The sequence below is a fragment of the Escherichia sp. 10290 genome (genome assembly GCF_030295155.1).
Taxonomy (GTDB): domain Bacteria; phylum Pseudomonadota; class Gammaproteobacteria; order Enterobacterales; family Enterobacteriaceae; genus Escherichia; species Escherichia coli_F.
The window spans coordinates 2,038,533-2,064,216 of the sequence record NZ_AP025741.1 but is presented as its reverse complement, the minus strand read 5'-3'; the positions used below and the strand labels follow the sequence as shown (position 1 = coordinate 2,064,216).

Annotated in this window: 35 protein-coding genes and 1 pseudogene; 31 read left to right on the top strand and 5 right to left on the bottom strand. The window is 52.6% G+C overall.

The annotated features are described in order from the left end of the window. The first annotated feature begins 9 nt into the window (after positions 1 to 9). The gene (locus tag QUE74_RS10380) at positions 10 to 762 is read left to right on the top strand and encodes an antitermination protein Q (RefSeq protein ID WP_001047135.1); all 753 of its coding nucleotides are present in this window, start codon (positions 10 to 12) and stop codon (positions 760 to 762) included. 277 nt (positions 763 to 1,039) lie between these two features. Here the strand turns inward: QUE74_RS10380 and QUE74_RS10375 are convergent, their stop codons facing one another. Then, positions 1,040 to 1,129 (bottom strand): hypothetical protein, encoded by a 90-nt coding sequence (locus tag QUE74_RS10375; RefSeq protein WP_120795389.1) that lies wholly within the window; start codon positions 1,127 to 1,129, stop codon positions 1,040 to 1,042. A gap of 54 nt (positions 1,130 to 1,183) precedes the next feature. Next, a complete protein-coding gene (cspF, locus tag QUE74_RS10370; protein ID WP_000087756.1) occupies positions 1,184 to 1,396 on the bottom strand; it encodes a cold shock-like protein CspF in 213 nt (70 codons plus the stop codon). Between the two features lie 300 nt (positions 1,397 to 1,696). On the opposite strand from cspF, the gene cspB reads away from it, so the two are divergent. Beyond that, a complete protein-coding gene (gene cspB / locus QUE74_RS10365; protein ID WP_000066484.1) occupies positions 1,697 to 1,912 on the top strand; it encodes a cold shock-like protein CspB in 216 nt (71 codons plus the stop codon). Between the two features lie 363 nt (positions 1,913 to 2,275). Here the strand turns inward: cspB and ynfU are convergent, their stop codons facing one another. Beyond that, positions 2,276 to 2,446 (bottom strand): putative zinc-binding protein YnfU, encoded by a 171-nt coding sequence (gene ynfU, locus QUE74_RS10360; protein ID WP_001405948.1) that lies wholly within the window; start codon positions 2,444 to 2,446, stop codon positions 2,276 to 2,278. A 219-nt stretch (positions 2,447 to 2,665) separates the two neighbouring features. On the opposite strand from ynfU, the gene essD reads away from it, so the two are divergent. The 9 genes and pseudogenes from essD to QUE74_RS10315 all read left to right on the top strand — a co-directional run bounded on the left by essD (position 2,666) and on the right by QUE74_RS10315 (position 5,641). Next, positions 2,666 to 2,881 carry a phage lysis protein EssD gene (essD, locus tag QUE74_RS10355; RefSeq protein ID WP_000839590.1) on the top strand — a complete coding sequence of 72 codons (216 nt, stop codon included), beginning with the start codon at positions 2,666 to 2,668 and terminating at the stop codon, positions 2,879 to 2,881. Between the two features lie 4 nt (positions 2,882 to 2,885). Then, a pseudogene (locus QUE74_RS10350) lies at positions 2,886 to 3,195 on the top strand (DUF1327 domain-containing protein). Further along, positions 3,192 to 3,725: a lysozyme gene (locus QUE74_RS10345; protein WP_001092971.1), complete on the top strand. Its 534-nt coding sequence runs from the start codon at positions 3,192 to 3,194 to the stop codon at positions 3,723 to 3,725. Before QUE74_RS10350 ends, QUE74_RS10345 begins: the two are co-directional and overlap by 4 nt. Continuing rightward, complete coding sequence (locus tag QUE74_RS10340; protein ID WP_001071769.1) at positions 3,722 to 4,219, top strand: DUF2514 domain-containing protein; 498 nt, start codon at positions 3,722 to 3,724, stop codon at positions 4,217 to 4,219. Before QUE74_RS10345 ends, QUE74_RS10340 begins: the two co-directional genes overlap by 4 nt. Positions 4,220 to 4,581: 362 nt before the next feature. Next, a complete protein-coding gene (gene cspI, locus QUE74_RS10335) occupies positions 4,582 to 4,794 on the top strand; it encodes a cold shock protein CspI (protein WP_000066495.1) in 213 nt (70 codons plus the stop codon). A gap of 10 nt (positions 4,795 to 4,804) precedes the next feature. After that, the gene (gene ymcF, locus QUE74_RS10330; protein ID WP_071524604.1) at positions 4,805 to 4,993 is read left to right on the top strand and encodes a cold shock small protein YmcF; all 189 of its coding nucleotides are present in this window, start codon (positions 4,805 to 4,807) and stop codon (positions 4,991 to 4,993) included. 2 nt (positions 4,994 to 4,995) lie between these two features. Beyond that, complete coding sequence (ynfR, locus tag QUE74_RS10325; protein WP_120795388.1) at positions 4,996 to 5,061, top strand: small protein YnfR; 66 nt, start codon at positions 4,996 to 4,998, stop codon at positions 5,059 to 5,061. Between the two features lie 4 nt (positions 5,062 to 5,065). Then, positions 5,066 to 5,296 (top strand): protein YnfN, encoded by a 231-nt coding sequence (gene ynfN / locus QUE74_RS10320; RefSeq protein ID WP_000720962.1) that lies wholly within the window; start codon positions 5,066 to 5,068, stop codon positions 5,294 to 5,296. A gap of 171 nt (positions 5,297 to 5,467) precedes the next feature. After that, positions 5,468 to 5,641 carry a GnsA/GnsB family addiction module toxin gene (locus QUE74_RS10315; protein ID WP_001019606.1) on the top strand — a complete coding sequence of 58 codons (174 nt, stop codon included), beginning with the start codon at positions 5,468 to 5,470 and terminating at the stop codon, positions 5,639 to 5,641. 151 nt (positions 5,642 to 5,792) lie between these two features. Here the strand turns inward: QUE74_RS10315 and QUE74_RS10310 are convergent, their stop codons facing one another. Beyond that, a complete protein-coding gene (locus QUE74_RS10310; protein WP_000373090.1) occupies positions 5,793 to 6,203 on the bottom strand; it encodes a DUF1398 domain-containing protein in 411 nt (136 codons plus the stop codon). Positions 6,204 to 6,260: 57 nt separating this feature from the next. Continuing rightward, on the bottom strand, positions 6,261 to 6,494 hold the full coding sequence (locus tag QUE74_RS10305) for a YlcI/YnfO family protein (RefSeq protein ID WP_001368374.1): 234 nt from the start codon (positions 6,492 to 6,494) through the stop codon (positions 6,261 to 6,263). A 388-nt stretch (positions 6,495 to 6,882) separates the two neighbouring features. On the opposite strand from QUE74_RS10305, the gene QUE74_RS10300 reads away from it, so the two are divergent. Genes QUE74_RS10300 through gpJ form a run of 20 tightly spaced genes read left to right on the top strand, consistent with a single transcriptional unit; the run spans position 6,883 to position 25,647 of the window. Continuing rightward, positions 6,883 to 7,428, top strand: a complete 546-nt coding sequence (locus QUE74_RS10300; protein ID WP_096965164.1) for a DNA-packaging protein — start codon at positions 6,883 to 6,885, stop codon at positions 7,426 to 7,428. Next, positions 7,403 to 9,328, top strand: a complete 1,926-nt coding sequence (locus tag QUE74_RS10295) for a phage terminase large subunit family protein (protein WP_266197978.1) — start codon at positions 7,403 to 7,405, stop codon at positions 9,326 to 9,328. The genes QUE74_RS10300 and QUE74_RS10295 overlap by 26 nt, the downstream gene beginning before the upstream one ends. After that, positions 9,325 to 9,531 (top strand): phage head-tail joining protein, encoded by a 207-nt coding sequence (locus QUE74_RS10290; protein WP_000198149.1) that lies wholly within the window; start codon positions 9,325 to 9,327, stop codon positions 9,529 to 9,531. The genes QUE74_RS10295 and QUE74_RS10290 overlap by 4 nt, the downstream gene beginning before the upstream one ends. Continuing rightward, on the top strand, positions 9,528 to 11,129 hold the full coding sequence (locus tag QUE74_RS10285; protein ID WP_042110164.1) for a phage portal protein: 1,602 nt from the start codon (positions 9,528 to 9,530) through the stop codon (positions 11,127 to 11,129). Before QUE74_RS10290 ends, QUE74_RS10285 begins: the two co-directional genes overlap by 4 nt. Continuing rightward, positions 11,110 to 12,429: a S49 family peptidase gene (locus QUE74_RS10280; RefSeq protein WP_000123298.1), complete on the top strand. Its 1,320-nt coding sequence runs from the start codon at positions 11,110 to 11,112 to the stop codon at positions 12,427 to 12,429. The genes QUE74_RS10285 and QUE74_RS10280 overlap by 20 nt, the downstream gene beginning before the upstream one ends. Positions 12,430 to 12,438: 9 nt before the next feature. Further along, positions 12,439 to 12,771: a head decoration protein gene (locus QUE74_RS10275; protein WP_001297109.1), complete on the top strand. Its 333-nt coding sequence runs from the start codon at positions 12,439 to 12,441 to the stop codon at positions 12,769 to 12,771. Positions 12,772 to 12,826: 55 nt separating this feature from the next. After that, positions 12,827 to 13,852, top strand: coding sequence for a major capsid protein (locus QUE74_RS10270; protein WP_000063277.1), 1,026 nt, complete (start codon positions 12,827 to 12,829; stop codon positions 13,850 to 13,852). Between the two features lie 41 nt (positions 13,853 to 13,893). Beyond that, complete coding sequence (locus tag QUE74_RS10265; RefSeq protein WP_000158905.1) at positions 13,894 to 14,292, top strand: DNA-packaging protein FI; 399 nt, start codon at positions 13,894 to 13,896, stop codon at positions 14,290 to 14,292. 11 nt (positions 14,293 to 14,303) lie between these two features. Beyond that, positions 14,304 to 14,657 carry a head-tail joining protein gene (locus QUE74_RS10260; protein WP_000753007.1) on the top strand — a complete coding sequence of 118 codons (354 nt, stop codon included), beginning with the start codon at positions 14,304 to 14,306 and terminating at the stop codon, positions 14,655 to 14,657. 11 nt (positions 14,658 to 14,668) lie between these two features. After that, complete coding sequence (locus QUE74_RS10255; protein WP_000975070.1) at positions 14,669 to 15,247, top strand: phage tail protein; 579 nt, start codon at positions 14,669 to 14,671, stop codon at positions 15,245 to 15,247. Next, positions 15,244 to 15,639, top strand: coding sequence for a phage minor tail U family protein (locus tag QUE74_RS10250; protein WP_000683105.1), 396 nt, complete (start codon positions 15,244 to 15,246; stop codon positions 15,637 to 15,639). Before QUE74_RS10255 ends, QUE74_RS10250 begins: the two co-directional genes overlap by 4 nt. A gap of 7 nt (positions 15,640 to 15,646) precedes the next feature. Continuing rightward, positions 15,647 to 16,387 carry a phage tail protein gene (locus QUE74_RS10245; RefSeq protein WP_001349920.1) on the top strand — a complete coding sequence of 247 codons (741 nt, stop codon included), beginning with the start codon at positions 15,647 to 15,649 and terminating at the stop codon, positions 16,385 to 16,387. Between the two features lie 15 nt (positions 16,388 to 16,402). Further along, complete coding sequence (gene gpG / locus QUE74_RS10240; protein ID WP_000479153.1) at positions 16,403 to 16,825, top strand: phage tail assembly chaperone G; 423 nt, start codon at positions 16,403 to 16,405, stop codon at positions 16,823 to 16,825. Further along, positions 16,807 to 17,241, top strand: a complete 435-nt coding sequence (locus QUE74_RS10235) for a phage tail assembly protein T (protein ID WP_000459457.1) — start codon at positions 16,807 to 16,809, stop codon at positions 17,239 to 17,241. The genes gpG and QUE74_RS10235 overlap by 19 nt, the downstream gene beginning before the upstream one ends. Beyond that, positions 17,234 to 19,795 (top strand): phage tail tape measure protein, encoded by a 2,562-nt coding sequence (locus tag QUE74_RS10230; RefSeq protein ID WP_000840244.1) that lies wholly within the window; start codon positions 17,234 to 17,236, stop codon positions 19,793 to 19,795. The genes QUE74_RS10235 and QUE74_RS10230 overlap by 8 nt, the downstream gene beginning before the upstream one ends. Next, a complete protein-coding gene (locus QUE74_RS10225; RefSeq protein WP_000847379.1) occupies positions 19,792 to 20,121 on the top strand; it encodes a phage tail protein in 330 nt (109 codons plus the stop codon). Before QUE74_RS10230 ends, QUE74_RS10225 begins: the two co-directional genes overlap by 4 nt. Continuing rightward, complete coding sequence (locus QUE74_RS10220) at positions 20,121 to 20,819, top strand: phage minor tail protein L (RefSeq protein WP_001152639.1); 699 nt, start codon at positions 20,121 to 20,123, stop codon at positions 20,817 to 20,819. The genes QUE74_RS10225 and QUE74_RS10220 overlap by 1 nt, the downstream gene beginning before the upstream one ends. Before the next feature lie 5 nt (positions 20,820 to 20,824). After that, complete coding sequence (locus QUE74_RS10215) at positions 20,825 to 21,568, top strand: C40 family peptidase (RefSeq protein ID WP_086167030.1); 744 nt, start codon at positions 20,825 to 20,827, stop codon at positions 21,566 to 21,568. Continuing rightward, positions 21,532 to 22,107: a tail assembly protein gene (locus QUE74_RS10210; RefSeq protein ID WP_230004173.1), complete on the top strand. Its 576-nt coding sequence runs from the start codon at positions 21,532 to 21,534 to the stop codon at positions 22,105 to 22,107. Before QUE74_RS10215 ends, QUE74_RS10210 begins: the two co-directional genes overlap by 37 nt. 60 nt (positions 22,108 to 22,167) lie before the next feature. Further along, positions 22,168 to 25,647, top strand: a complete 3,480-nt coding sequence (gene gpJ / locus QUE74_RS10205) for a phage attachment tail tip protein J (RefSeq protein WP_086251841.1) — start codon at positions 22,168 to 22,170, stop codon at positions 25,645 to 25,647. Positions 25,648 to 25,684: the final 37 nt, after the last annotated feature.

Sequence of the window (25,684 nt, the reverse complement as noted above, 5' to 3'; positions counted from 1 at the left end):
AGAACGAGCATGAACCTTGAAGCCTTACCAAAATATTACTCCCCAAAATCTCCAAAATTGAGCGATGACGCTCCAGCGACAGGCACCGGTTGTTTAACAATTACGGATGTAATGGCAGCGCAGGGGATGGTGCAGTCGAAAGCACCACTTGGGTTGGCCTTATTTCTGGCAAAAGTTGGTGTTCAGGACCCTCAGTTTGCGATTGAAGGCCTGCTAAATTACGCGATGGCACTGGATAACCCGACATTGAACAAATTGAGTGAAGAAATCCGGTTACAGATTATTCCTTACCTCGTGAGTTTTGCCTTTGCTGATTACTCCAGGTCTGCGGCAAGTAAGGCTCGCTGTGAGCATTGTTCAGGTACGGGATTTTATAATGTATTGCGCGAAGTGGTGAAACACTACAGACGCGGGGAATCTGTAATCAAGGAAGAATGGGTGAAGGAACTATGTCAGCATTGCCATGGTAAGGGCGAAGCCAGCACAGCGTGCAGAGGGTGTAAGGGTAAAGGGATTGTTCTGGATGAAAAAAGAACCCGGTTTCATGGCGTACCGGTATATAAGATTTGTGGGCGTTGTAATGGAAACCGGTTTAGTCGTTTACCGACCACGCTGGCACGACGTCATGTCCAGAAGCTGGTACCAGACCTGACCGATTATCAGTGGTATAAGGGGTATGCGGACGTCATTGGTAAACTGGTAACAAAGTGCTGGCAGGAAGAAGCATACGCGGAAGCGCAATTGAGGAAGGTGACGAGATAAATGATTTTTGCTGAAGATGGCGACATGATGTTTGCATTTTTCAAAAAATATGGATAAAATTTTTTCAACGATGGGCTTTGTATACCCGACTTTAAGAAAAAGTAGAAAACCCGCTGATGAGCGGGTTTTGTGCTTTAAATGGGGCAATGGTAATGATGAATCTCATCCCGGGACTCATGTCTGTTAACTTATTATTTAGCTGGTGACTTGGTTATTTGCCTGATGTTTAAAATGTTTTCTTCCAGTACAATGTCCCTAAACACAATGAGTCTGCTTATTATATTATTAGCAGAGCTATTACGGCCAAAGTACAGCATAAGCTTTTAAAGCCAATCAACCAGTCATCAAGACAGACGGGGTTATTCATAAAAACTCTCCATGTGTGATCCGATGGGGCCTGAAATTAAAGCTTTAATATAGCTCATGAAAGGTAAACATTGGCAGCTGAAGGGCCACGCAGACCATTTATCCGGCAAAATTCCACGCGTAATCCGGTGGTAATTTCTTCTGCATCGCGGAGATTGAGCGCTGAAACATGAAGCTGGACATCGATACGACCATCGGATGGGGTGATAAGACCCTTGCCGCTTTTGCCGTCAAAGGTTTTGACAATTCCTGTCATTTTACGGGACAAAAAAATTCCTTAATACTGATAACTTGGCGCACTATACACACGTTCCTGAAGAAAGCTATAGTTTTTTGATGGGGTTGAAGATGGCTGGATGTCTAAAATAAACATTGCTTCATATGTTCAACTATGCGTTAATGATTGCGTCGGTTTGAAGAACAGACGATATACGAAGTAGTTTACTAAAGCAGTTCTCATTTCAGGTGTTATTCACTTATTCCTTCTTTGAGTCTCTCCAATTAAGTACGAAGTCGTTTCTGTTATGCAAACCATTTATGCCGAAAGGCTCAAGTTAAGGAATGTAGAATGTCAAATAAAATGACTGGTTTAGTAAAATGGTTTAACGCTGATAAAGGTTTCGGCTTTATTTCTCCTGTTGATGGTAGTAAAGATGTGTTTGTGCATTTTTCTGCGATTCAGAATGATAATTATCGAACCTTATTTGAAGGTCAAAAGGTTACCTTCTCTATAGAGAGTGGTGCTAAAGGTCCTGCAGCAGCAAATGTCATCATTACTGATTAAAATTCATCGCTCGTCTGTATACGATAACGAAGAAGGCTGATGCCTGAGTAGAGATACGGACAGAGTAGTGAATATTGGATCTCTTTAATAAAAAGTAAGGAGGTCCAATACATGAAACAATGGCCAGCATATTTGGCAAAATCTTAATCAGGAAAAGTATGCTAACCATTGTGGTGAAGTGCAGGTTTGCTGCATGAATAGTTTCACAGCAGAAGCTAACTGCTGGCATCGCAAAACAAAGTGCGTAAGTGGATGACTCCCACAAAAAGCACCACAATCTCAAACCCGCTCAGGCGGGTTTTTTATTATCTGCTTTAAATATATTATTAAAATATAAAAAATACTTGTTACTAATAAAATCAATCAGGCTACAGCTTTAAGATTTGTCTGGAATACTTTGTTGCAATGAGGGCAGATCAAAAGGGCACCTTTTTGTACTCTTGAAAAACTGTGTTCTGACTCTTGGGTGCAGTTTGGGCAGGAACATTTAACGAGATAATTACGGCGTGATTTTGAGTCTTTACGTTCTGACATAGGCTTTTCCTGTATAAATGGCCGTATACAGTACACTAAATATGAAAACATTTCTCGTATTATTATTTTATATATGACTTTCTTTCAAAATAATTACCCACATTTTTAATGTGTATGTTTTTTTAGCGCCGTTGAGAACAACGTGTGCTGTCAAAACTACCCCGTAGACTCCGATCTTTTCAAACATATTGCACCATCCGTGTACATCGGGGTGAGGATATGAAATCAATGGATAAGTTAACAACAGGTGTTGCCTATGGCACATCGGCGGGTAATGCTGGTTTCTGGGCATTGCAGTTACTCGATAAAGTAACTCCGTCACAGTGGGCTGCAATCGGTGTGCTGGGTAGCCTGGTTTTTGGCCTGCTGACGTATCTGACAAATCTTTATTTCAAGATTAAAGAAGACAGGCGTAAGGCTGCGAGAGGAGAATAATCCAATGACTCAAGACTATGAACTGGTTGTGAAAGGAGTCCGTAATTTTGAGAATAAAGTTACGGTAACTGTAGCCTTACAGGACAAAGAACGCTTTGACGGTGAAATTTTTGGCCTGGATGTCGCCATGGACCGTGTTGAAGGAGCTGCGCTGGAGTTTTACGAGGCAGCAGCCAGAATGAGCGTCCGGCAAGTCTTCCTGGAAGTAGCAGAAAATTGTCAGAAAAGTTGAGTCTTATCTGCAGCATCAGTACTCCTTTAAGATTGAAAATCCTGCCAATAAGCACGAGCGTCCTCATCATAAATATCTATGAACACAAAAATCAGATACGGCCTGTCGGCTGCCGTTCTGGCGCTGATTGGTGCTGGCGCATCTGCTCCTCAGATACTTGACCAGTTTCTGGACGAAAAAGAAGGTAACCACACAATGGCATACCGCGATGGTTCTGGCATATGGACCATCTGTCGGGGTGCCACAGTGGTGGATGGAAAAACCGTTTTTCCCAATATGAAACTGTCGAAGGAAAAATGCGACCAGGTCAACGCCATTGAGCGTGATAAGGCGCTGGCATGGGTGGAGCGCAATATTAAAGTACCACTGACCGAACCACAAAAAGCGGGTATCGCGTCATTTTGTCCCTATAACATTGGCCCCGGTAAGTGTTTCCCGTCGACGTTTTATAAGCGGCTGAATGCTGGTGATCGTAAAGGTGCATGCGAAGCGATTCGCTGGTGGATTAAGGATGGCGGACGCGATTGCCGCATTCGTTCAAATAACTGTTACGGTCAGGTTATTCGTCGTGACCAGGAGAGCGCATTAACCTGCTGGGGGATAGAACAGTGAATCAGATATTCATGGTGATTTTTCTCGTGTTGTCAGGATTTATCGTCGGAAATGTCTGGAGCGACCGAGGATGGCAAAAAAAATGGGCGGAACGTGATGCTGCCGCATTATCACAAGAGGTAAATGCTCAATTTGCTGCTCGAATAATTGAACAGGGGCGAACTATAGCCCGTGATGAGGCTGTTAAAGATGCGCAACAGAAATCTGCTGAAATTTCTGCCAGGGCTGCTTATCTGTCTGATAGTGTTAACCAGTTGCGTGCCGAAGCAAAAAAATATGCCATACGCCTTGACGCAGCGAAGCATACCGCAGATCTTGCCGCTGCCGTCAGAGGCAAAACAACCAAAACCGCCGAAGGAATGCTCACCAACATGCTCGGAGATATTGCAGCAGAAGCTCAGCTTTATGCTGAAATTGCTGACGAACGCTACATCGCAGGAGTGACTTGTCAACAGATCTATGAATCTTTAAGAGATAAAAAGCATCAAATGTAGGGTAATATTAAATCGGAACATTTACATCGCGGAATGTAAAATTTAAATAAAAAGGACTCTTCCATGAGCCAAAATTCCTGAAATCTTAAGGGTAAGATAAAAGGTCTTAATCAGAATGACACGTTTTATTAATAAATAAAGCTATTCTTTCATTGCTGTGTTTTTCTTTACAAAAGTAATCCTTGCTATGGGTGGTTAATCATGCGTTAATGGTGTTCTGGTTTGTTACAAATTTATCTGAAGCAGTCATTGTTATAATTTTATTATTTGTACCTCTTGAGATTTCCTTGTTGGTTTTTCTCTCTGATATTTTTTTTCGGACCATTCTGCCCAAGGGCTAATTTCTTCAAAAGGTAATAATTATGTCTAACAAAATGACTGGTTTAGTGAAATGGTTTAACCCTGAAAAAGGTTTTGGTTTCATCACGCCGAAAGATGGCAGCAAAGATGTGTTTGTCCATTTCTCAGCAATTCAGAGCAACGATTTCAAAACATTAACTGAGAATCAGGAAGTTGAATTTGGTATTGAGAACGGACCTAAAGGTCCTGCCGCTGTTCATGTAGTGGCGCTTTGAGGTAGACAATATTACAAACCATATTCACTTTAGATGCCCGTGTTGTCATGGTTCCCAGTATAGAACATCATCTTTTGATGTTTCTGACATGAATCCTTTCGGGGCAAAATGTATCTTTTGTAAATCAATGATGATTACATTTGATAATATTTCACAATACTTAAATGCCAGCCGTCTGTCGTTGGATTTAAAAAAGTGAAAATGAAGGCTCCTTCGGGAGCTTTTTTGCTTGGTGTCTATTCGATGGATACTCACATACTACGGTAACATCATGAAAAAAATCATAGTTTTTTTTAACTCTGAACCAGCAGTGGTAGTGCCAGCGATGACTGGAGTTAACACCATCATGCGTGAATATCCAAATGGCGAAAAAACACACCTTACTGTAATGGCCGCAGGGTTTCCATCTCTGACCGGAGATCATAAAGTCATTTATGTAGCCGCGGATCGACATGTTACTTCAGAAGAAATTCTGGAAGCAGCAATAAGGCTCTTGAGTTGATTTGATGCTATTGCATTGATAATTCAGGAAAATTCTCTTTGTCTGTTTGTGTAAAATTTAGACTATCGTATGTTGATTATTGCGATGTTTCATCTTATCTTTTACACGTTTGCACCATATAATCGACTTACTGTGTAACTGGAAAGTCATAACAGACTAAAAGAGGAAATGATGAATATTGAAAACTTAAAAACAAAAGCAGAAGCAGATATTTCTGAATATATAACAAAAAAAATTATTGAACTTAAGAAAAAGACCGGGAAAGAAGTTACCAGTATTCAGTTTACCGCACGGGAAAAAATGACGGGTCTTGAAAGCTATGATGTCAAGATTAATTTAATCTGATGTATTCAATAATAAAATTTATCCATAAACCTCGTTTTTACGGGGTTTTGTTATATTTGAATGGTTCCGAATATCTAAATCACAATTGTTGATGGTTTTTATTAAACCAATGCAGTCCGGCTCAGGAGTGAGAGAAGCCGGACGTTATGGTTTAGCGTGGTAAGATCTGTGTAGTTTTCTGGATGCTTTCAGTAAATAGTAATGAATTATCAAAGGTATAGTAATATCTTTTTTGTTCGTGGATATTTGTAACCCACCGAAAAACTCCTGCTTTAGCAAGGTTTCTTCTGTATTCCTGAAATGTGATCTCTCTGGATTTCAGCTTATTAGAGGTCGTTTCTATAAGATGCCTATCCTTTGAAAATTTGACAGACACAATGTTTTTTAGGCCCTTTAATAACACTGTATTATCATTTTTTAATACAATATGAACATTCTCTGTGGCTAAATAGTAAATGTAATGTGAGACATTGTGACGTTTTAGCTCAGAATAAAACCATTGATAGTTTAAATCGTTTCGAACTTTATCAAATATTTGTTTAAAAATGACTACCTGATCCATAGATAAACCTTCCATGTGATATGAGGGGGCGTAGTCTGCACGATTATCTAAATTGCTTCAATCTGGTCTGACCTGTTTTCTGAGCAATTCAGTAATGTCACTCTTTTCTTTGTTTGCTTCAGAAGAAACTCTTTTTTCTGAGCACAGTCTCCGGCGGCAGGCTTCAATGACCCAGGCTGAGAAATTCCCGGACCCTTTTTGCTCAAGAGCGATGTTAATTTGTTCAATCATTTGGTTAGGAAAGCGGATGTTGCGGGTTGTTGTTCTGCGGGTTCTGTTCTTCGTTGACATGAGGTTGTCCCGTATTCAGTGTCGCTGATTTGTATTGTCTGAAGTTGTTTTTACGTTAAGTTGATGCAGATCAATTAATACGATACCTGCGTCATAATTGATTATTTGACGTGGTTTGATGGCGTAGATGCACGTTGTGACATGTAGATGATAATTATTATCATTTTGCGGGTCCTTTCCGGCGATCCGACAGGTTACGGGGCGGCGACCTCGCGGGTTTTTGCTATTTATGAAAATTTTCCGGTTTAAGGTGTTTCCGTTCTTCTTCGTCGTAACTTAATGTTTTTATTTAAAATACCCCCTGAAAAGAAAGGAAACGACAGGTGCTGAAAACGAGCTTTTGGGCCTTTGTCGTTTCCTTTCTCTGTTTTTGGCCGTGGAATGAACAATGGAAGTCAACAAAAAGCAGCTGGCTGACATTTTCGGTGCGAGTATCCGTACCATTCAGAACTGGCAGGAACAGGGAATGCCCGTTCTGCGAGGCGGTGGCAAGGGTAATGAGGTGCTTTATGACTCTGCCGCCGTCATAAAATGGTATGCCGAAAGGGATGCTGAAATTGAGAACGAAAAGCTGCGCCTGGAGGTTGAAGAACTGCGGCAGGCCAGCGAGGCAGATCTCCAGCCAGGGACTATTGAGTACGAACGCCATCGACTTACGCGTGCGCAGGCCGACGCACAGGAACTGAAGAATGCCAGAGACTCCGCTGAAGTGGTGGAAACCGCATTCTGTACTTTCGTGTTGTCGCGGATCGCAGGTGAAATTGCCAGTATTCTCGACGGGATCCCCCTGTCGGTGCAGCGGCGTTTTCCGGAACTGGAAAACCGACATGTTGATTTCCTGAAACGGGATATCATCAAAGCCATGAACAAAGCAGCCGCGCTGGATGAACTGATACCGGGGTTGCTGAGTGAATATATCGAACAGTCAGGTTAACAGGCTGCGGCATTTTGTCCGCGCCGGGCTTCGCTCACTGTTCAGGCCGGAGCCACAGACCGCCGTTGAATGGGCGGATGCCAATTACTATCTCCCGAAAGAATCCGCATACCAGGAAGGGCGCTGGGAAACACTGCCCTTTCAGCGGGCCATCATGAATGCGATGGGCAGCGACTACATCCGTGAGGTGAATGTGGTGAAGTCTGCCCGTGTCGGTTATTCCAAAATGCTGCTGGGTGTTTATGCCTACTTTATAGAGCATAAGCAGCGCAACACCCTTATCTGGTTGCCGACGGATGGTGATGCCGAGAACTTTATGAAAACCCACGTTGAGCCGACCATCCGCGATATTCCGTCGCTGCTGGCGCTGGCCCCGTGGTATGGCAAAAAGCACCGGGATAACACGCTCACCATGAAGCGTTTCACCAATGGGCGTGGTTTCTGGTGCCTGGGCGGTAAAGCGGCAAAAAACTACCGTGAAAAGTCGGTGGATGTGGCGGGTTATGATGAACTTGCTGCCTTTGATGAGGATATTGAACAGGAAGGCTCTCCGACGTTCCTGGGTGACAAACGTATTGAAGGCTCGGTCTGGCCAAAGTCCATCCGTGGCTCCACGCCCAAAGTGAGAGGCACCTGCCAGATTGAGCGTGCAGCCAGTGAATCCCCGCATTTTATGCGTTTTCATGTTGCCTGCCCGCACTGCGGGGAGGAGCAGTACCTTAAATTTGGCGATAAAGAGACGCCGTTTGGCCTCAAATGGACGCCGGATGATCCCTCCAGCGTGTTTTATCTCTGCGAACATAATGCCTGCGTCATCCGCCAGCAGGAGCTGGACTTCACTGATGCCCGTTATATCTGCGAAAAGACCGGGATCTGGACCCGTGATGGCATTCTCTGGTTTTCGTCATCCGGTGAAGAGATTGAGCCGCCGGACAGCGTGACCTTTCACATCTGGACGGCGTACAGCCCGTTCACCACCTGGGTGCAGATTGTCAAAGACTGGATGAAAACGAAAGGGGATACGGGAAAACGTAAAACCTTCGTGAACACCACGCTCGGTGAGACATGGGAAGCGAAAATCGGTGAACGTCCGGATGCTGAAGTGATGGCAGAGCGGAAAGAGCATTATTCAGCGCCCGTTCCTGACCGTGTGGCTTACCTGACTGCCGGTATCGACTCCCAGCTGGATCGCTACGAAATGCGCGTATGGGGATGGGGGCCGGGTGAGGAAAGCTGGCTGATTGACCGGCAGATTATTATGGGCCGCCACGATGATGAACAGACGCTGCTGCGTGTGGATGAGGCCATCAATAAAACCTATATCCGCCGGAATGGTGCAGAAATGTCGATATCCCGTATCTGCTGGGATACTGGCGGGATTGACCCGACCATTGTGTATGAACGCTCGAAAAAGCATGGGCTGTTCCGGGTGATCCCCATTAAAGGGGCATCCGTCTACGGTAAGCCGGTGGCCAGCATGCCTCGTAAGCGAAACAAAAACGGGGTTTACCTTACCGAAATCGGTACGGATACCGCGAAAGAGCAGATTTATAACCGCTTCACACTGACGCCGGAAGGGGATGAACCGCTTCCCGGTGCCGTTCACTTCCCGAATAACCCGGATATTTTTGATCTGACCGAAGCGCAGCAGCTGACGGCTGAAGAGCAGGTCGAAAAATGGGTGGATGGCAGGAAAAAAATACTGTGGGACAGTAAAAAGCGACGCAATGAGGCACTCGACTGCTTCGTTTATGCGCTGGCGGCGCTGCGCATCAGTATTTCCCGCTGGCAGCTGGATCTCAGTGCACTGCTGGCGAGCCTGCAGGAAGAGGATGGTGCAGCAACCAACAAGAAAACACTGGCAGATTACGCCCGTGCCTTATCCGGAGAGGATGAATGACGCGACAGGAAGAACTTGCCGCTGCCCGTGCGGCACTGCATGACCTGATGACAGGTAAACGGGTGGCAACGGTACAGAAAGACGGACGGAGAGTGGAGTTTACGGCCACTTCCGTGTCTGACCTGAAAAAATACATTGCGGAGCTGGAAGTGCAGACCGGCATGACACAGCGACGCAGGGGACCTGCAGGATTTTATGTATGAAAACGTCCACCATTCCCACCCTTCTGGGGCCGGACGGCATGACATCGCTGCGTGAATATGCCGGTTATCACGGCGGTGGCAGCGGATTTGGTGGGCAGTTGCGGGCGTGGAACCCACCGAGTGAAAGTGTGGATGCAGCCCTGCTGCCCAACTTTACCCGTGGCAATGCCCGCGCAGACGATCTGGTACGCAATAACGGCTATGCCGCCAACGCCATCCAGCTGCATCAGGATCATATCGTCGGGTCTTTTTTCCGGCTCAGTCATCGCCCAAGCTGGCGCTATCTGGGCATCGGGGAGGAAGAAGCCCGTGCCTTTTCCCGCGAGGTTGAAGCGGCATGGAAAGAGTTTGCCGAAGATGACTGTTGCTGCATTGACGTTGAGCGAAAACGCACGTTTACCATGATGATTCGGGAAGGTGTGGCCATGCACGCCTTTAACGGTGAACTGTTCGTTCAGGCCACCTGGGATACCAGTCCCTCGCGACTGTTCCGGACACAGTTCCGGATGGTCAGCCCGAAGCGCATCAGCAACCCGAACAATACCGGCGACAGCCGGAACTGCCGTGCCGGTGTGCAGATTAATGACAGTGGTGCGGCGCTGGGATATTACGTCAGCGAGGACGGCTATCCTGGCTGGATGCCGCAGAAATGGACATGGATACCCCGTGAGTTACCCGGCGGGCGCGCCTCGTTCATTCACGTTTTTGAACCCGTGGAGGACGGGCAGACCCGCGGTGCAAATGTGTTTTACAGCGTGATGGAGCAGATGAAGATGCTCGACACGCTGCAGAACACGCAGCTGCAGAGCGCCATTGTGAAGGCGATGTATGCCGCCACCATTGAGAGTGAGCTGGATACGCAGTCAGCGATGGATTTTATTCTGGGCGCGAACAGTAAGGAGCAGCGGGACAAGCTGACCGGCTGGATTGGTGAAATTGCCGCGTATTACGCCGCAGCACCGGTCCGGCTGGGAGGCGCAAAAGTGCCGCACCTGATGCCGGGTGACTCACTGAACCTGCAGACGGCTCAGGACACGGATAACGGCTACTCCGTGTTTGAGCAGTCACTGCTGCGGTATATCGCTGCCGGGCTGGGTGTCTCGTATGAGCAGCTTTCCCGGAATTACGCTCAGATGAGCTACTCCACGGCACGGGCCAGCGCGAACGAGTCGTGGGCGCACTTTATGGGGCGGCGAAAATTCGTCGCATCCCGTCAGGCGAGCCAGATGTTTCTGTGCTGGCTGGAAGAGGCCATCGTTCGCCGCGTGGTGACGTTACCTTCAAAAGCGCGCTTCAGTTTTCAGGAAGCCCGCAGTGCCTGGGGGAACTGTGACTGGATAGGCTCCGGTCGTATGGCCATCGATGGTCTGAAAGAAGTACAGGAAGCGGTGATGCTGATAGAAGCCGGACTGAGCACCTACGAGAAAGAGTGCGCAAAACGCGGTGACGACTATCAGGAAATTTTTGCCCAGCAGGTCCGTGAAACGATGGAGCGCCGCGCAGCCGGTCTTAAACCGCCAGCCTGGGCGGCTGCGGCATTTGAATCCGGGCTGCGACAATCAACAGAGGAGGAGAAGAGTGACAGCAGAGCTGCGTAATCTCCCGCATATTGCCAGCATGGCCTTTAATGAGCCGCTGATGCTTGAACCCGCCTATGCGCGGGTTTTCTTTTGTGCGCTAGCAGGCCAGCTTGGGATCAGCCGCCTGACAGATGCGGTGTCCGGTGACAGCCTGACTGCCCCGGAGACACCCGCGACGCTGGCGTTATCCGGTGATGATGACGGACCACGACAGGCCCGCAGTTATCAGGTCATGAACGGCATCGCCGTGCTGCCGGTTTCCGGCACGCTGGTCAGCCGGACGCGGGCGCTGCAGCCGTATTCGGGGATGACCGGTTACAACGGCATTATCGCCCGTCTGCAACAGGCTGCCAGCGATCCGATGGTGGACGGCATTCTGCTCGATATGGACACGCCCGGCGGGATGGTGGCGGGGGCATTTGACTGCGCTGACATCATCGCCCGTGTGCGTGACATAAAACCGGTATGGGCGCTTGCCAACGACATGAACTGCAGTGCAGGTCAGTTGCTTGCCAGTGCCGCTTCCCGGCGTCTGGTCACGCAGACCGCCCGGACAGGCTCCATCGGCGTCATGATGGCTCACAGCAATTACGGTGCAGCGCTGGAGAAACAGGGCGTGGAAATCACGCTGATTTACAGCGGCAGCCATAAGGTGGATGGCAACCCCTACAGCCATCTTCCGGATGACGTCCGGGAAACACTGCAGTCCCGGATGGATGCAACCCGCCAGATGTTTGCGCAGAAAGTGTCGGCATATACCGGCCTGTCCGTGCAGGCTGTGCTGGATACCGAGGCTGCAGTGTACAGCGGTCAGGAGGCCATTGATGCCGGACTGGCTGATGAACTTGTTAACAGTACCGATGCGATCACCGTCATGCGTGATGCACTGGATACACGTAAATCCCGTCTCTCAGGAGGGCGAATGACCAAAGAGACTCAATCAACAACTGTTTCAGCCACTGCTTCGCAGGCTGACGTTACTGGCGTGGTGCAAGCGACGGAGGGCGAGAACGCCAGCGCTGCGCAGCCGGACGTGAACGCGCAGATCACCGCAGCGGTTGCGGCAGAAAACAGTCGCATTATGGGGATCCTCAACTGTGAGGAGGCTCACGGACGCGAAGAACAGGCATGCGTGCTGGCCGAAACCCCCGGTATGACCGTGGAAACGGCCCGCCGTATTCTGGCCGCAGCACCACAGAGTGCACAGGCGCGCAGTGACACTGCGCTGGATCGTCTGATGCAGGGGGCACCGGCGCCGCTGGCTGCAGGTAACCCGGCATCTGATGCCGTTAACGATTTGCTGAACACACCAGTGTAAGGGATGTTTATGACGAGCAAAGAAACCTTTACCCATTACCAGCCGCAGGGCAACAGTGACCCGGCTCATACCGCAACCGCGCCCGGCGGATTGAGTGCGAAAGCGCCTGCAATGACCCCGCTGATGCTGGACACCTCCAGCCGTAAGCTGGTTGCGTGGGATGGCACCACCGACGGTGCTGCCGTTGGCATTCTTGCGGTTGCTGCTGACCAGACCAGCACCACGCTGACGTTCTACAAGTCCGGCACGTTCCGTTATGAGGATGTGCTCTGGCCGGAGGCTGCCAGCGACGAGACGAAAAAACGGACCGCGTTTGCCGGAACGGCAATCAGCATCGTTTAACTTTACCCTTCATCACTAAAGGCCGCCTGTGCGGCTTTTTTTACGGGATTTTTTTATGTCGATGTACACAACCGCCCAACTGCTGGCGGCAAATGAGCAGAAATTTAAGTTTGATCCGCTGTTTCTGCGTCTCTTTTTCCGTGAGAGCTATCCCTTCACCACGGAGAAAGTCTATCTCTCACAAATTCCGGGACTGGTAAACATGGCGCTGTACGTTTCGCCGATTGTTTCCGGTGAGGTTATCCGTTCCCGTGGCGGCTCCACCTCTGAATTTACGCCGGGATATGTCAAGCCGAAGCATGAAGTGAATCCGCAGATGACCCTGCGTCGCCTGCCGGATGAAGATCCGCAGAATCTGGCGGACCCGGCTTACCGCCGCCGTCGCATCATCATGCAGAACATGCGTGACGAAGAGCTGGCTATTGCTCAGGTCGAAGAGATGCAGGCAGTTTCTGCCGTGCTTAAGGGCAAATACACCATGACCGGTGAAGCCTTCGATCCGGTTGAGGTGGATATGGGCCGCAGTGAGGAGAATAACATCACGCAGTCCGGCGGCACGGAGTGGAGCAAGCGTGACAAGTCCACGTATGACCCGACCGACGATATCGAAGCCTACGCGCTGAACGCCAGCGGTGTGGTGAATATCATCGTGTTCGATCCGAAAGGCTGGGCGCTGTTCCGTTCCTTCAAAGCCGTCAAGGAGAAGCTGGATACCCGTCGTGGCTCTCATTCCGAGCTGGAGACAGCGGTGAAAGACCTGGGTAAAGCGGTGTCCTATAAGGGGATGTATGGCGATGTGGCCATCGTCGTGTATTCCGGACAGTACGTGGAAAACGGCGTCAAAAAGAACTTCCTGCCGGACAACACGATGGTGCTGGGGAACACTCAGGCACGCGGTCTGCGCACCTATGGCTGCATTCAGGATGCGGACGCACAGCGCGAAGGCATTAACGCCTCTGCCCGTTACCCGAAAAACTGGGTGACCACCGGCGATCCGGCGCGTGAGTTCACCATGATTCAGTCAGCACCGCTGATGCTGCTGGCTGACCCTGATGAGTTCGTGTCCGTACAACTGGCGTAATCATGGCCCTTCGGGGCCATTGTTTCTCTGTGGAGGAGTCCATGACGAAAGATGAACTGATTGCCCGTCTCCGCTCGCTGGGTGAACAACTGAACCGTGATGTCAGCCTGACGGGGACGAAAGAAGAACTGGCGCTCCGTGTGGCAGAGCTGGAAGAGGAGCTTGATGACACGGATGAAACTGCCGGTCAGGACACCCCTCTCAGCCGGGAAAATGTGCTGACCGGACATGAAAATGAGGTGGGATCAGCGCAGCCGGATACCGTGATTCTGGATACGTCTGAACTGGTCACGGTCGTGGCACTGGTGAAGCTGCATACTGATGCACTTCACGCCACGCGGGATGAACCTGTGGCATTTGTGCTGCCGGGAACGGCGTTTCGTGTCTCTGCCGGTGTGGCAGCCGAAATGACAGAGCGCGGCCTGGCCAGAATGCAATAACGGGAGGCGTTGTGGCTGATTTCGATAACCTGTTCGATGCTGCCATTGCCCGCGCCGATGAAACGATACGCGGGTACATGGGAACGTCAGCCACCATGACATCCGGTGAGCAGTCAGGTGCGGTGATACGTGGTGTTTTTGATGACCCTGAAAATATCAGCTATGCCGGACAGGGCGTGCGCGTTGAAGGCTCCAGCCCGTCCCTGTTTGTCCGGACTGATGAGGTGCGGCAGCTGCGGCGTGGAGACACGCTGACCATCGGTGAGGAAAATTTCTGGGTAGATCGGGTTTCGCCGGATGATGGCGGAAGTTGTCATCTCTGGCTTGGACGGGGCGTACCGCCTGCCGTTAACCGTCGCCGCTGAAAGGGGGATGTATGGCCATAAAAGGTCTTGAGCAGGCCGTTGAAAACCTCAGCCGTATCAGCAAAACGGCGGTGCCTGGTGCCGCCGCAATGGCCATTAACCGCGTTGCTTCATCCGCGATATCGCAGTCGGCGTCACAGGTTGCCCGTGAGACAAAGGTACGCCGGAAACTGGTAAAGGAAAGGGCCAGGCTGAAAAGGGCCACGGTCAAAAATCCGCAGGCCAGAATCAAAGTTAACCGGGGGGATTTGCCCGTAATCAAGCTGGGTAATGCGCGGGTTGTCCTTTCGCGCCGCAGGCGTCGTAAAAAGGGGCAGCGTTCATCCCTGAAAGGTGGCGGCAGCGTGCTTGTGGTGGGTAACCGTCGTATTCCCGGCGCGTTTATTCAGCAACTGAAAAATGGCCGGTGGCATGTCATGCAGCGTGTGGCCGGGAAAAACCGTTACCCCATTGATGTGGTGAAAATCCCGATGGCGGTGCCGCTGACCACGGCGTTTAAACAAAATATTGAGCGGATACGGCGTGAACGTCTTCCGAAAGAGCTGGGCTATGCGCTGCAGCATCAACTGAGGATGGTAATAAAGCGATGAAACATACTGAACTCCGTGCAGCCGTACTGGATGCACTGGAGAAGCATGACACCGGGGCGACGTTTTTTGATGGTCGCCCCGCTGTTTTTGATGAGGCGGATTTTCCGGCAGTTGCCGTTTATCTCACCGGCGCTGAATACACGGGCGAAGAGCTGGACAGCGATACCTGGCAGGCGGAGCTGCATATCGAAGTTTTCCTGCCTGCTCAGGTGCCGGATTCAGAGCTGGATGCGTGGATGGAGTCCCGGATTTATCCGGTGATGAGCGATATCCCGGCACTGTCAGATTTGATCACCAGTATGGTGGCCAGCGGCTATGACTACCGGCGCGACGATGATGCGGGCCTGTGGAGTTCAGCCGATCTGACTTATGTCATTACCTATGAAATGTGAGGACGCTATGCCTGTACCAAATCCTACAATGCCGGTGAAAGGTGCCGGGACCACCCTGTGGGTTTATAAGGGGAGCGGTGACCCTTATGCGAATCCGCTTTCAGACGTTGACTGGTCGCGTCTGGCAAAAGTTAAAGACCTGACGCCCGGCGAACTGACCGCTGAGTCCTATGACGACAGCTATCTCGATGATGAAGATGCAGACTGGACTGCGACCGGGCAGGGGCAGAAATCTGCCGGAGATACCAGCTTCACGCTGGCGTGGATGCCCGGAGAGCAGGGGCAGCAGGCGCTGCTGGCGTGGTTTAATGAAGGCGATACCCGTGCCTATAAAATCCGCTTCCCGAACGGCACGGTCGATGTGTTCCGTGGCTGGGTCAGCAGTATCGGTAAGGCGGTGACGGCGAAGGAAGTGATCACCCGCACGGTGAAAGTCACCAATGTGGGACGTCCGTCGATGGCAGAAGATCGCAGCACGGTAACAGCGGCAACCGGCATGACCGTGACGCCTGCCAGCACCTCGGTGGTGAAAGGGCAGAGCACCACGCTGACCGTGGCCTTCCAGCCGGAGGGCGTAACCGACAAGAGCTTTCGTGCGGTGTCTGCGGATAAAACAAAAGCCACCGTGTCGGTCAGTGGTATGACCATCACCGTGAACGGCGTTGCTGCAGGCAAGGTCAACATTCCGGTTGTATCCGGTAATGGTGAGTTTGCTGCGGTTGCAGAAATTACCGTCACCGCCAGTTAATCCGGAGAGTCAGCGATGTTCCTGAAAACCGAATCATTTGAACATAACGGTGTGACCGTCACGCTTTCTGAACTGTCAGCCCTGCAGCGCATTGAGCATCTCGCCCTGATGAAACGGCAGGCAGAACAGGCGGAGTCAGACAGCAACCGGAAGTTTACTGTGGAAGACGCCATCAGAACCGGCGCGTTTCTGGTGGCGATGTCCCTGTGGCATAACCATCCGCAGAAGACGCAGATGCCGTCCATGAATGAAGCCGTTAAACAGATTGAGCAGGAAGTGCTTACCACCTGGCCCACGGAGGCAATTTCTCATGCTGAAAACGTGGTGTACCGGCTGTCTGGTATGTATGAGTTTGTGGTGAATAATGCCCCTGAACAGACAGAGGACGCCGGGCCCGCAGAGCCTGTTTCTGCGGGAAAGTGTTCGACGGTGAGCTGAGTTTTGCCCTGAAACTGGCGCGTGAGATGGGGCGACCCGACTGGCGTGCCATGCTTGCCGGGATGTCATCCACGGAGTATGCCGACTGGCACCGCTTTTACAGTACCCATTATTTTCATGATGTTCTGCTGGATATGCACTTTTCCGGGCTGACGTACACCGTGCTCAGCCTGTTTTTCAGCGATCCGGATATGCATCCGCTGGATTTCAGTCTGCTGAACCGGCGCGAGGCTGACGAAGAGCCTGAAGATGATGTGCTGATGCAGAAAGCGGCAGGGCTTGCCGGAGGTGTCCGCTTTGGCCCGGACGGGAATGAAGTTATCCCCGCTTCCCCGGATGTGGCGGACATGACGGAGGATGACGTAATGCTGATGACAGTATCAGAAGGGATCGCAGGAGGAGTCCGGTATGGCTGAACCGGTAGGCGATCTGGTCGTTGATTTGAGTCTGGATGCGGCCAGATTTGACGAGCAGATGGCCAGAGTCAGGCGTCATTTTTCCGGTACGGAAAGTGATGCGAAAAAAACAGCGGCAGTCGTTGAACAGTCGCTGAGCCGACAGGCGCTGGCTGCACAGAAAGCGGGGATTTCCGTCGGGCAGTATAAAGCCGCCATGCGTATGCTGCCTGCACAGTTCACCGACGTGGCCACGCAGCTTGCAGGCGGGCAAAGTCCGTGGCTGATCCTGCTGCAACAGGGGGGGCAGGTGAAGGACTCCTTCGGCGGGATGATCCCCATGTTCAGGGGGCTTGCCGGTGCGATCACCCTGCCGATGGTGGGGGCCACCTCGCTGGCGGTGGCGACCGGTGCGCTGGCGTATGCCTGGTATCAGGGCAACTCAACCCTGTCCGATTTCAACAAAACGCTGGTCCTTTCCGGCAATCAGGCGGGACTGACGGCAGATCGTATGCTGGTCCTGTCCAGAGCCGGGCAGGCGGCAGGGCTGACGTTTAACCAGACCAGCGAGTCACTCAGCGCACTGGTTAAGGCGGGGGTAAGCGGTGAGGCTCAGATTGCGTCCATCAGCCAGAGTGTGGCGCGTTTCTCCTCTGCATCCGGCGTGGAGGTGGACAAGGTCGCTGAAGCCTTCGGGAAGCTGACCACAGACCCGACGTCGGGGCTGACGGCGATGGCACGCCAGTTCCATAACGTGACGACGGAGCAGATTGCGTATGTTGCTCAGTTGCAGCGTTCCGGCGATGAAGCCGGGGCATTGCAGGCGGCGAACGAGGCCGCAACGAAAGGGTTTGATGACCAGACCCGCCGCCTGAAAGAGAACATGGGCACGCTGGAGACCTGGGCAGACAGGACTGCGCGGGCATTCAAATCCATGTGGGATGCGGTGCTGGATATTGGTCGTCCTGATACCGCGCAGGAGATGCTGATTAAGGCAGAGGCTGCGTTTAAGAAAGCAGACGACATCTGGAATCTGCGCAAGGATGATTATTTTGTTAACGATGAAGCGCGGGCGCGTTACTGGGATGATCGTGAAAAGGCCCGTCTTGCGCTTGAAGCCGCCCGAAAGAAGGCTGAGCAGCAGACTCAACAGGACAAAAATGCGCAGCAGCAGAGCGATACCGAAGCGTCACGGCTGAAATATACCGAAGAGGCGCAGAAGGCTTACGAACGGCTGCAGACGCCGCTGGAGAAATATACCGCCCGTCAGGAAGAACTGAACAAGGCACTGAAAGACGGGAAAATCCTGCAGGCGGATTACAACACGCTGATGGCGGCGGCGAAAAAGGATTATGAAGCGACGCTGAAAAAGCCGAAACAGTCCGGCGTGAAGGTGTCTGCGGGCGATCGTCAGGAAGACAGTGCTCATGCTGCCCTGCTGACGCTTCAGGCAGAACTCCGGACGCTGGAGAAGCATGCCGGAGCAAATGAGAAAATCAGCCAGCAGCGCCGGGATTTGTGGAAGGCGGAGAGTCAGTTCGCGGTACTGGAGGAGGCGGCGCAACGTCGCCAGCTGTCTGCACAGGAGAAATCCCTGCTGGCGCATAAAGATGAGACGCTGGAGTACAAACGCCAGCTGGCTGCACTTGGCGACAAGGTTACGTATCAGGAGCGCCTGAACGCGCTGGCGCAGCAGGCGGATAAATTCGCACAGCAGCAACGGGCAAAACGGGCCGCCATTGATGCGAAAAGCCGGGGGCTGACTGACCGGCAGGCAGAACGGGAAGCCACGGAACAGCGCCTGAAGGAACAGTATGGCGATAATCCGCTGGCGCTGAATAACGTCATGTCAGAGCAGAAAAAGACCTGGGCGGCTGAAGACCAGCTTCGCGGGAACTGGATGGCAGGCCTGAAGTCCGGCTGGAGTGAGTGGGAAGAGAGCGCCACGGACAGTATGTCGCAGGTAAAAAGTGCAGCCACGCAGACCTTTGATGGTATTGCACAGAATATGGCGGCGATGCTGACCGGCAGTGAGCAGAACTGGCGCAGCTTCACCCGTTCCGTGCTGTCCATGATGACAGAAATTCTGCTTAAGCAGGCAATGGTGGGGATTGTCGGGAGTATCGGCAGCGCCATTGGCGGGGCTGTTGGTGGCGGCGCATCCGCGTCAGGCGGTACAGCCATTCAGGCCGCTGCGGCGAAATTCCATTTTGCAACCGGAGGATTTACGGGAACCGGCGGCAAATATGAGCCAGCGGGGATTGTTCACCGTGGTGAGTTTGTCTTCACGAAGGAGGCAACCAGCCGGATTGGCGTGGGGAATCTTTACCGGCTGATGCGCGGCTATGCCACCGGCGGTTATGTCGGTACACCGGGCAGCATGGCAGACAGCCGGTCGCAGGCGTCCGGGACGTTTGAGCAGAATAACCATGTGGTGATTAACAACGACGGCACGAACGGGCAGATAGGTCCGGCTGCTCTGAAGGCGGTGTATGACATGGCCCGCAAGGGTGCCCGTGATGAAATTCAGACACAGATGCGTGATGGTGGCCTGTTCTCCGGAGGTGGACGATGAAGACCTTCCGCTGGAAAGTGAAACCCGGTATGGATGTGGCTTCGGTCCCTTCTGTAAGAAAGGTGCGCTTTGGTGATGGCTATTCTCAGCGAGCGCCTGCCGGGCTGAATGCCAACCTGAAAACGTACAGCGTGACGCTTTCTGTCCCCCGTGAGGAGGCCACGGTACTGGAGTCGTTTCTGGAAGAGCACGGGGGCTGGAAATCCTTTCTGTGGACGCCGCCTTATGAGTGGCGGCAGATAAAGGTGACCTGCGCAAAATGGTCGTCGCGGGTCAGTATGCTGCGTGTTGAGTTCAGCGCAGAGTTTGAACAGGTGGTGAACTGATGCAGGATATCCGGCAGGAAACACTGAATGAATGCACCCGTGCGGAGCAGTCGGCCAGCGTGGTGCTCTGGGAAATCGACCTGACAGAGGTCGGTGGAGAACGTTATTTTTTCTGTAATGAGCAGAACGAAAAAGGTGAGCCGGTCACCTGGCAGGGGCGACAGTATCAGCCGTATCCCATTCAGGGGAGCGGTTTTGAACTGAATGGCAAAGGCACCAGTACGCGCCCCACGCTGACGGTTTCTAACCTGTACGGTATGGTCACCGGGATGGCGGAAGATATGCAGAGTCTGGTCGGCGGAACGGTGGTCCGGCGTAAGGTTTACGCCCGTTTTCTGGATGCGGTGAACTTCGTCAACGGAAACAGTTACGCCGATCCGGAGCAGGAGGTGATCAGCCGCTGGCGCATCGAGCAGTGCAGCGAACTGAGCGCGGTGAGTGCCTCCTTTGTACTGTCCACGCCGACGGAAACGGATGGCGCTGTTTTTCCGGGACGTATCATGCTGGCCAACACCTGCACCTGGACCTATCGCGGTGACGAGTGCGGTTATAGCGGTCCGGCTGTCGCGGATGAATATGACCAGCCAACGTCCGATATCACGAAGGATAAATGCAGCAAATGCCTGAGCGGTTGTAAGTTCCGCAATAACGTCGGCAACTTTGGCGGCTTCCTTTCCATTAACAAACTTTCGCAGTAAATCCCATGACACAGACAGAATCAGCGATTCTGGCGCACGCCCGGCGATGTGCGCCAGCGGAGTCGTGCGGCTTCGTGGTAAGCACGCCGGAGGGGGAAAGATATTTCCCCTGCGTGAATATCTCCGGTGAGCCGGAGGCGTATTTCCGGATGTCGCCGGAAGACTGGCTGCAGGCAGAAATGCAGGGTGAGATTGTGGCGCTGGTCCACAGCCACCCCGGTGGTCTGCCCTGGCTGAGTGAGGCCGACCGGCGGCTGCAGGTGCAGAGTGATTTGCCGTGGTGGCTGGTCTGCCTGGGCGTGATTCACAAGTTCCGCTGTGTGCCGTATCTCACCGGGCGGCGCTTTGAGCACGGAGTGACGGACTGTTACACGCTGTTCCGGGACGCTTACCATCTGGCGGGAATTGAGATGCCGGATTTTCACCGCGAGGATGACTGGTGGCGTCACGGTCAGAATCTCTATCTTGACAATATGGAGGCAACGGGTTTTTACCGTGTCGCACTGACAGAGGCGCAGCCGGGCGATGTGCTGCTGTGCAGCTTTGGTTCATCGGTGCCGAATCATGCTGCCATTTACTGCGGCGACGGCGAGCTGCTGCACCATATTCCTGAACAACTGAGCAAACGAGAGAGGTATACCGACAAATGGCAGCGACGCACACACTCCCTCTGGCGTCACCGGGCATGGCACGCATCTGCCTTTACGGGGATTTGCAACGATTTGGCCGCCGCATCGACCTTCGTGTGAAAACGGGGGCTGAAGCCATCCGGGCGCTGGCCACACAGCTCCCGGCGTTTCGTCAGAAACTGAATGAGGGCTGGTATCAGATACGGATTGCCGGGCGTGATGCAGGTGAAACCGAATTATCAGCCCGTCTGAATGAGCCGCTGGAAAATGGTGCCGTGATCCACATCGTGCCGCGTCTGGCGGGTGCTAAAAGTGGCGGTATTTTTCAGGCAGTGCTGGGGGCGGCTGTTATGGCAGTTGCTATATGGATGCCAGGAGTAGGAATTATGGCGAGTAATCTGCTGTTTTCTCTCGGTGCCAGTATGACGCTTGGCGGTGTTGCACAGATGCTGGCCCCTAAACCCAAAACCCCCCGCACACAGACAACGGATAACGGCAAACAGAACACCTATTTTTCTTCACTGGATAACATGGTTGCCCAGGGCAATGTCCTGCCCGTTCTGTACGGTGAAATGCGTGTGGGGTCGCGCGTGGTTTCTCAGGAGATCAGCACGGCAGACGAAGGGGACGGTGGTCAGGTTGTGGTGATTGGTCGCTGATGCAAAATGTTTTATGTGAAACCGCCTGCGGGCGGTTTTATCGTTTATGGAGCGTGAGGAATGGGTAAAGGCAGCAGTAAGGGGCATACCCCGCGCGAAGCGAAGGACAACCTGAAGTCCACGCAGCTGCTGAGTGTGATCGATGCCATCAGCGAAGGGCCGGTTGAAGGTCCGGTGGATGGATTAAAAAGCGTGCTGCTGAACAGTACACCTGTGCTGGACAGTGAGGGGAATACCAATATCTCCGGCGTCACGGTGGTGTTCCGGGCCGGTGAGCAGGAGCAGACACCGCCGGAGGGGTTTGAATCCTCCGGCTCCGAGACGGTGCTGGGTACGGAAGTGAAATACGACACGCCGATCACCCGCACCATTACGTCTGCAAACATCGACCGTCTGCGCTTTACCTTCGGTGTACAGGCACTGGTGGAAACCACCTCAAAGGGTGACAGGAATCCGTCGGAAGTCCGCCTGCTGGTTCAGATACAACGTAACGGTGGCTGGGTGACGGAAAAGGACATCACCATTAAGGGTAAAACCACTTCACAGTATCTGGCCTCGGTGGTGGTGGATAACCTGCCGCCGCGCCCGTTCAGTATCCGGATGCGCAGGATGACGCCGGACAGCACCACAGACCAGCTGCAGAACAAAACGCTCTGGTCGTCATACACTGAAATCATCGATGTGAAACAGTGCTACCCGAACACGGCACTGGTTGGCGTACAGGTGGACTCGGAACAGTTCGGCAGTCAGCAGGTGAGCCGTAATTATCATCTGCGCGGGCGCATTCTGCAGGTGCCGTCGAACTATAACCCGCAGACGCGGCAATACAGCGGTATCTGGGACGGAACGTTTAAACCGGCATACAGCAACAACATGGCCTGGTGTCTGTGGGATATGCTGACCCATCCGCGCTACGGCATGGGGAAACGTCTTGGTGCGGCGGATGTGGATAAATGGGCGCTGTATGTCATCGGCCAGTACTGCGACCAGTCAGTGCCGGACGGCTTTGGTGGCACGGAGCCGCGCATCACCTGTAATGCGTACCTGACCACACAGCGCAAGGCGTGGGATGTGCTCAGTGATTTCTGCTCGGCGATGCGCTGTATGCCGGTATGGAACGGGCAGACGCTGACGTTCGTGCAGGACCGACCGTCGGATAAGGTGTGGACCTATAACCGCAGTAATGTGGTGATGCCGGATGATGGCGCGCCGTTCCGCTACAGCTTCAGCGCCCTGAAGGACCGCCATAATGCCGTTGAGGTGAACTGGATTGACCCGGACAACGGCTGGGAGACGGCGACAGAGCTTGTTGAAGATACGCAGGCCATTGCCCGTTACGGTCGTAATGTCACGAAGATGGATGCCTTTGGCTGTACCAGCCGGGGGCAGGCACACCGCGCCGGGCTGTGGCTGATTAAAACGGAACTGCTGGAGACGCAGACCGTGGATTTCAGCGTGGGTGCTGAAGGGCTTCGCCATGTACCGGGCGATGTCATTGAAATCTGCGATGATGACTATGCCGGTATCAGCACCGGTGGTCGCGTGCTGGCGGTGAACAGCCAGACCCGGACGCTGACGCTCGACCGTGAAATCACGCTGCCATCCTCCGGTACCACGCTGATAAGCCTGGTTGACGGAAGTGGCAATCCGGTCAGCGTGGAGGTTCAGTCCGTCACCGACGGCGTGAAGGTAAAAGTGAGCCGTGTTCCTGACGGTGTTGCTGAATACAGCGTATGGGGGCTGAAGCTGCCGACGCTGCGCCAGCGACTGTTCCGCTGCGTGAGTATCCGTGAGAACGACGACGGCACGTATGCCATCACCGCCGTGCAGCATGTGCCGGAAAAAGAGGCCATCGTGGATAACGGGGCGCACTTTGACGGCGAACAGAGTGGCACGGTGAATGGTGTCACGCCGCCAGCGGTGCAGCACCTGACCGCAGAAGTCACTGCAGACAGCGGGGAATATCAGGTGCTGGCGCGCTGGGACACGCCGAAGGTGGTGAAGGGCGTGAGCTTCCTGCTTCGCCTGACCGTGGCAGCGGATGACGGCAGTGAGCGGCTGGTCAGCACGGCCCGGACGACGGAAACAACATACCGCTTCAGGCAGCTGGCGCTGGGGCGGTACACGCTGACAGTCCGGGCGGTAAATGCGTGGGGGCAGCAGGGCGATCCGGCATCGGTATCGTTCCGGATTGCCGCACCGGCAGCGCCGTCGCGGATTGAGCTGACGCCGGGCTATTTTCAGATAACCGCCACGCCGCATCTTGCGGTTTATGACCCGACGGTACAGTTTGAGTTCTGGTTCTCGGAAAAGCGGATTACCGATATCAGGCAGGTTGAAACCACAGCCCGCTATCTTGGTACGGCGCTGTACTGGATAGCCGCCAGTATCAATATCAAACCGGGCCATGATTATTACTTTTATATCCGCAGTGTGAACACCGTTGGCAAATCGGCATTCGTGGAGGCTGTTGGTCAGCCGAGTGATGATGCTTCCGGCTATCTGGATTTTTTCAAAGGAGTGATAGGGAAAACACACCTGGCTCAGGAGCTGTGGACGCAGATTGATAACGGTCAGCTTGCGCCTGACCTGGCTGAAATCAGGACGTCCATTACGGATGTCAGCAATGAAATCACACAGACCGTCAATAAGAAACTGGAAGACCAGAGTGCAGCGATCCAGCAGATACAGAAGGTTCAGGTTGATACAAATAATAACCTGAACAGCATGTGGGCTGTGAAGCTGCAGCAGATGCAGGACGGACGCCTTTATATCGCGGGTATCGGTGCCGGTATTGAGAACACCCCTGACGGCATGCAGAGTCAGGTGCTGCTGGCGGCGGACAGGATTGCGATGGTTAATCCTGCGAATGGCAACACAAAACCGATGTTTGTTGGTCAGGGCGATCAGATATTCATGAACGACGTGTTCCTGAAGCGCCTGACGGCCCCCACCATTACCAGCGGCGGCAATCCCCCGGCCTTTTCCCTGACACCAGACGGAAAGCTGACCGCTAAAAATGCGGATATCAGTGGCAGTGTGAATGCGAACGCCGGGACGCTCAATAATGTCACGATTAATGAGAACTGTCAGATTCTGGGGAAACTGTCAGCTAATCAGATTGAAGGCGATATTGTTAAAACGGTGGGTAAGGCTTTCCCCCGTGACTCCCGGGCACCGGAGCGGTGGCCGTCAGGGACCATTACCGTCAGGGTTTATGACGATCAGCCTTTTGACCGGCAAATTGTCATTCCGGCGGTGGCATTCAGCGGTGCCAGACATGAGAGAGAGCATAATGACATTTATTCATCATGCCGTCTGATAGTGCGGAAAAACGGTGCTGAAATTTATAACCGTACCGCGCTGGATAATACGCTGATTTATACCGGTGTGATTGATATGCCAGCGGGTCGCGGTCACATGACGCTGGAGTTTTCGGTATCAGCGTGGCTGGTGAATGACTGGTATCCCACGGCAAGCATCAGCGATTTGCTGGTTGTGGTGATGAAGAAATCCACAGCCGGTATCAGTATCAGCTGAATGTTCAGAAACCAGACCGGGTGCCAGAAATGGCACC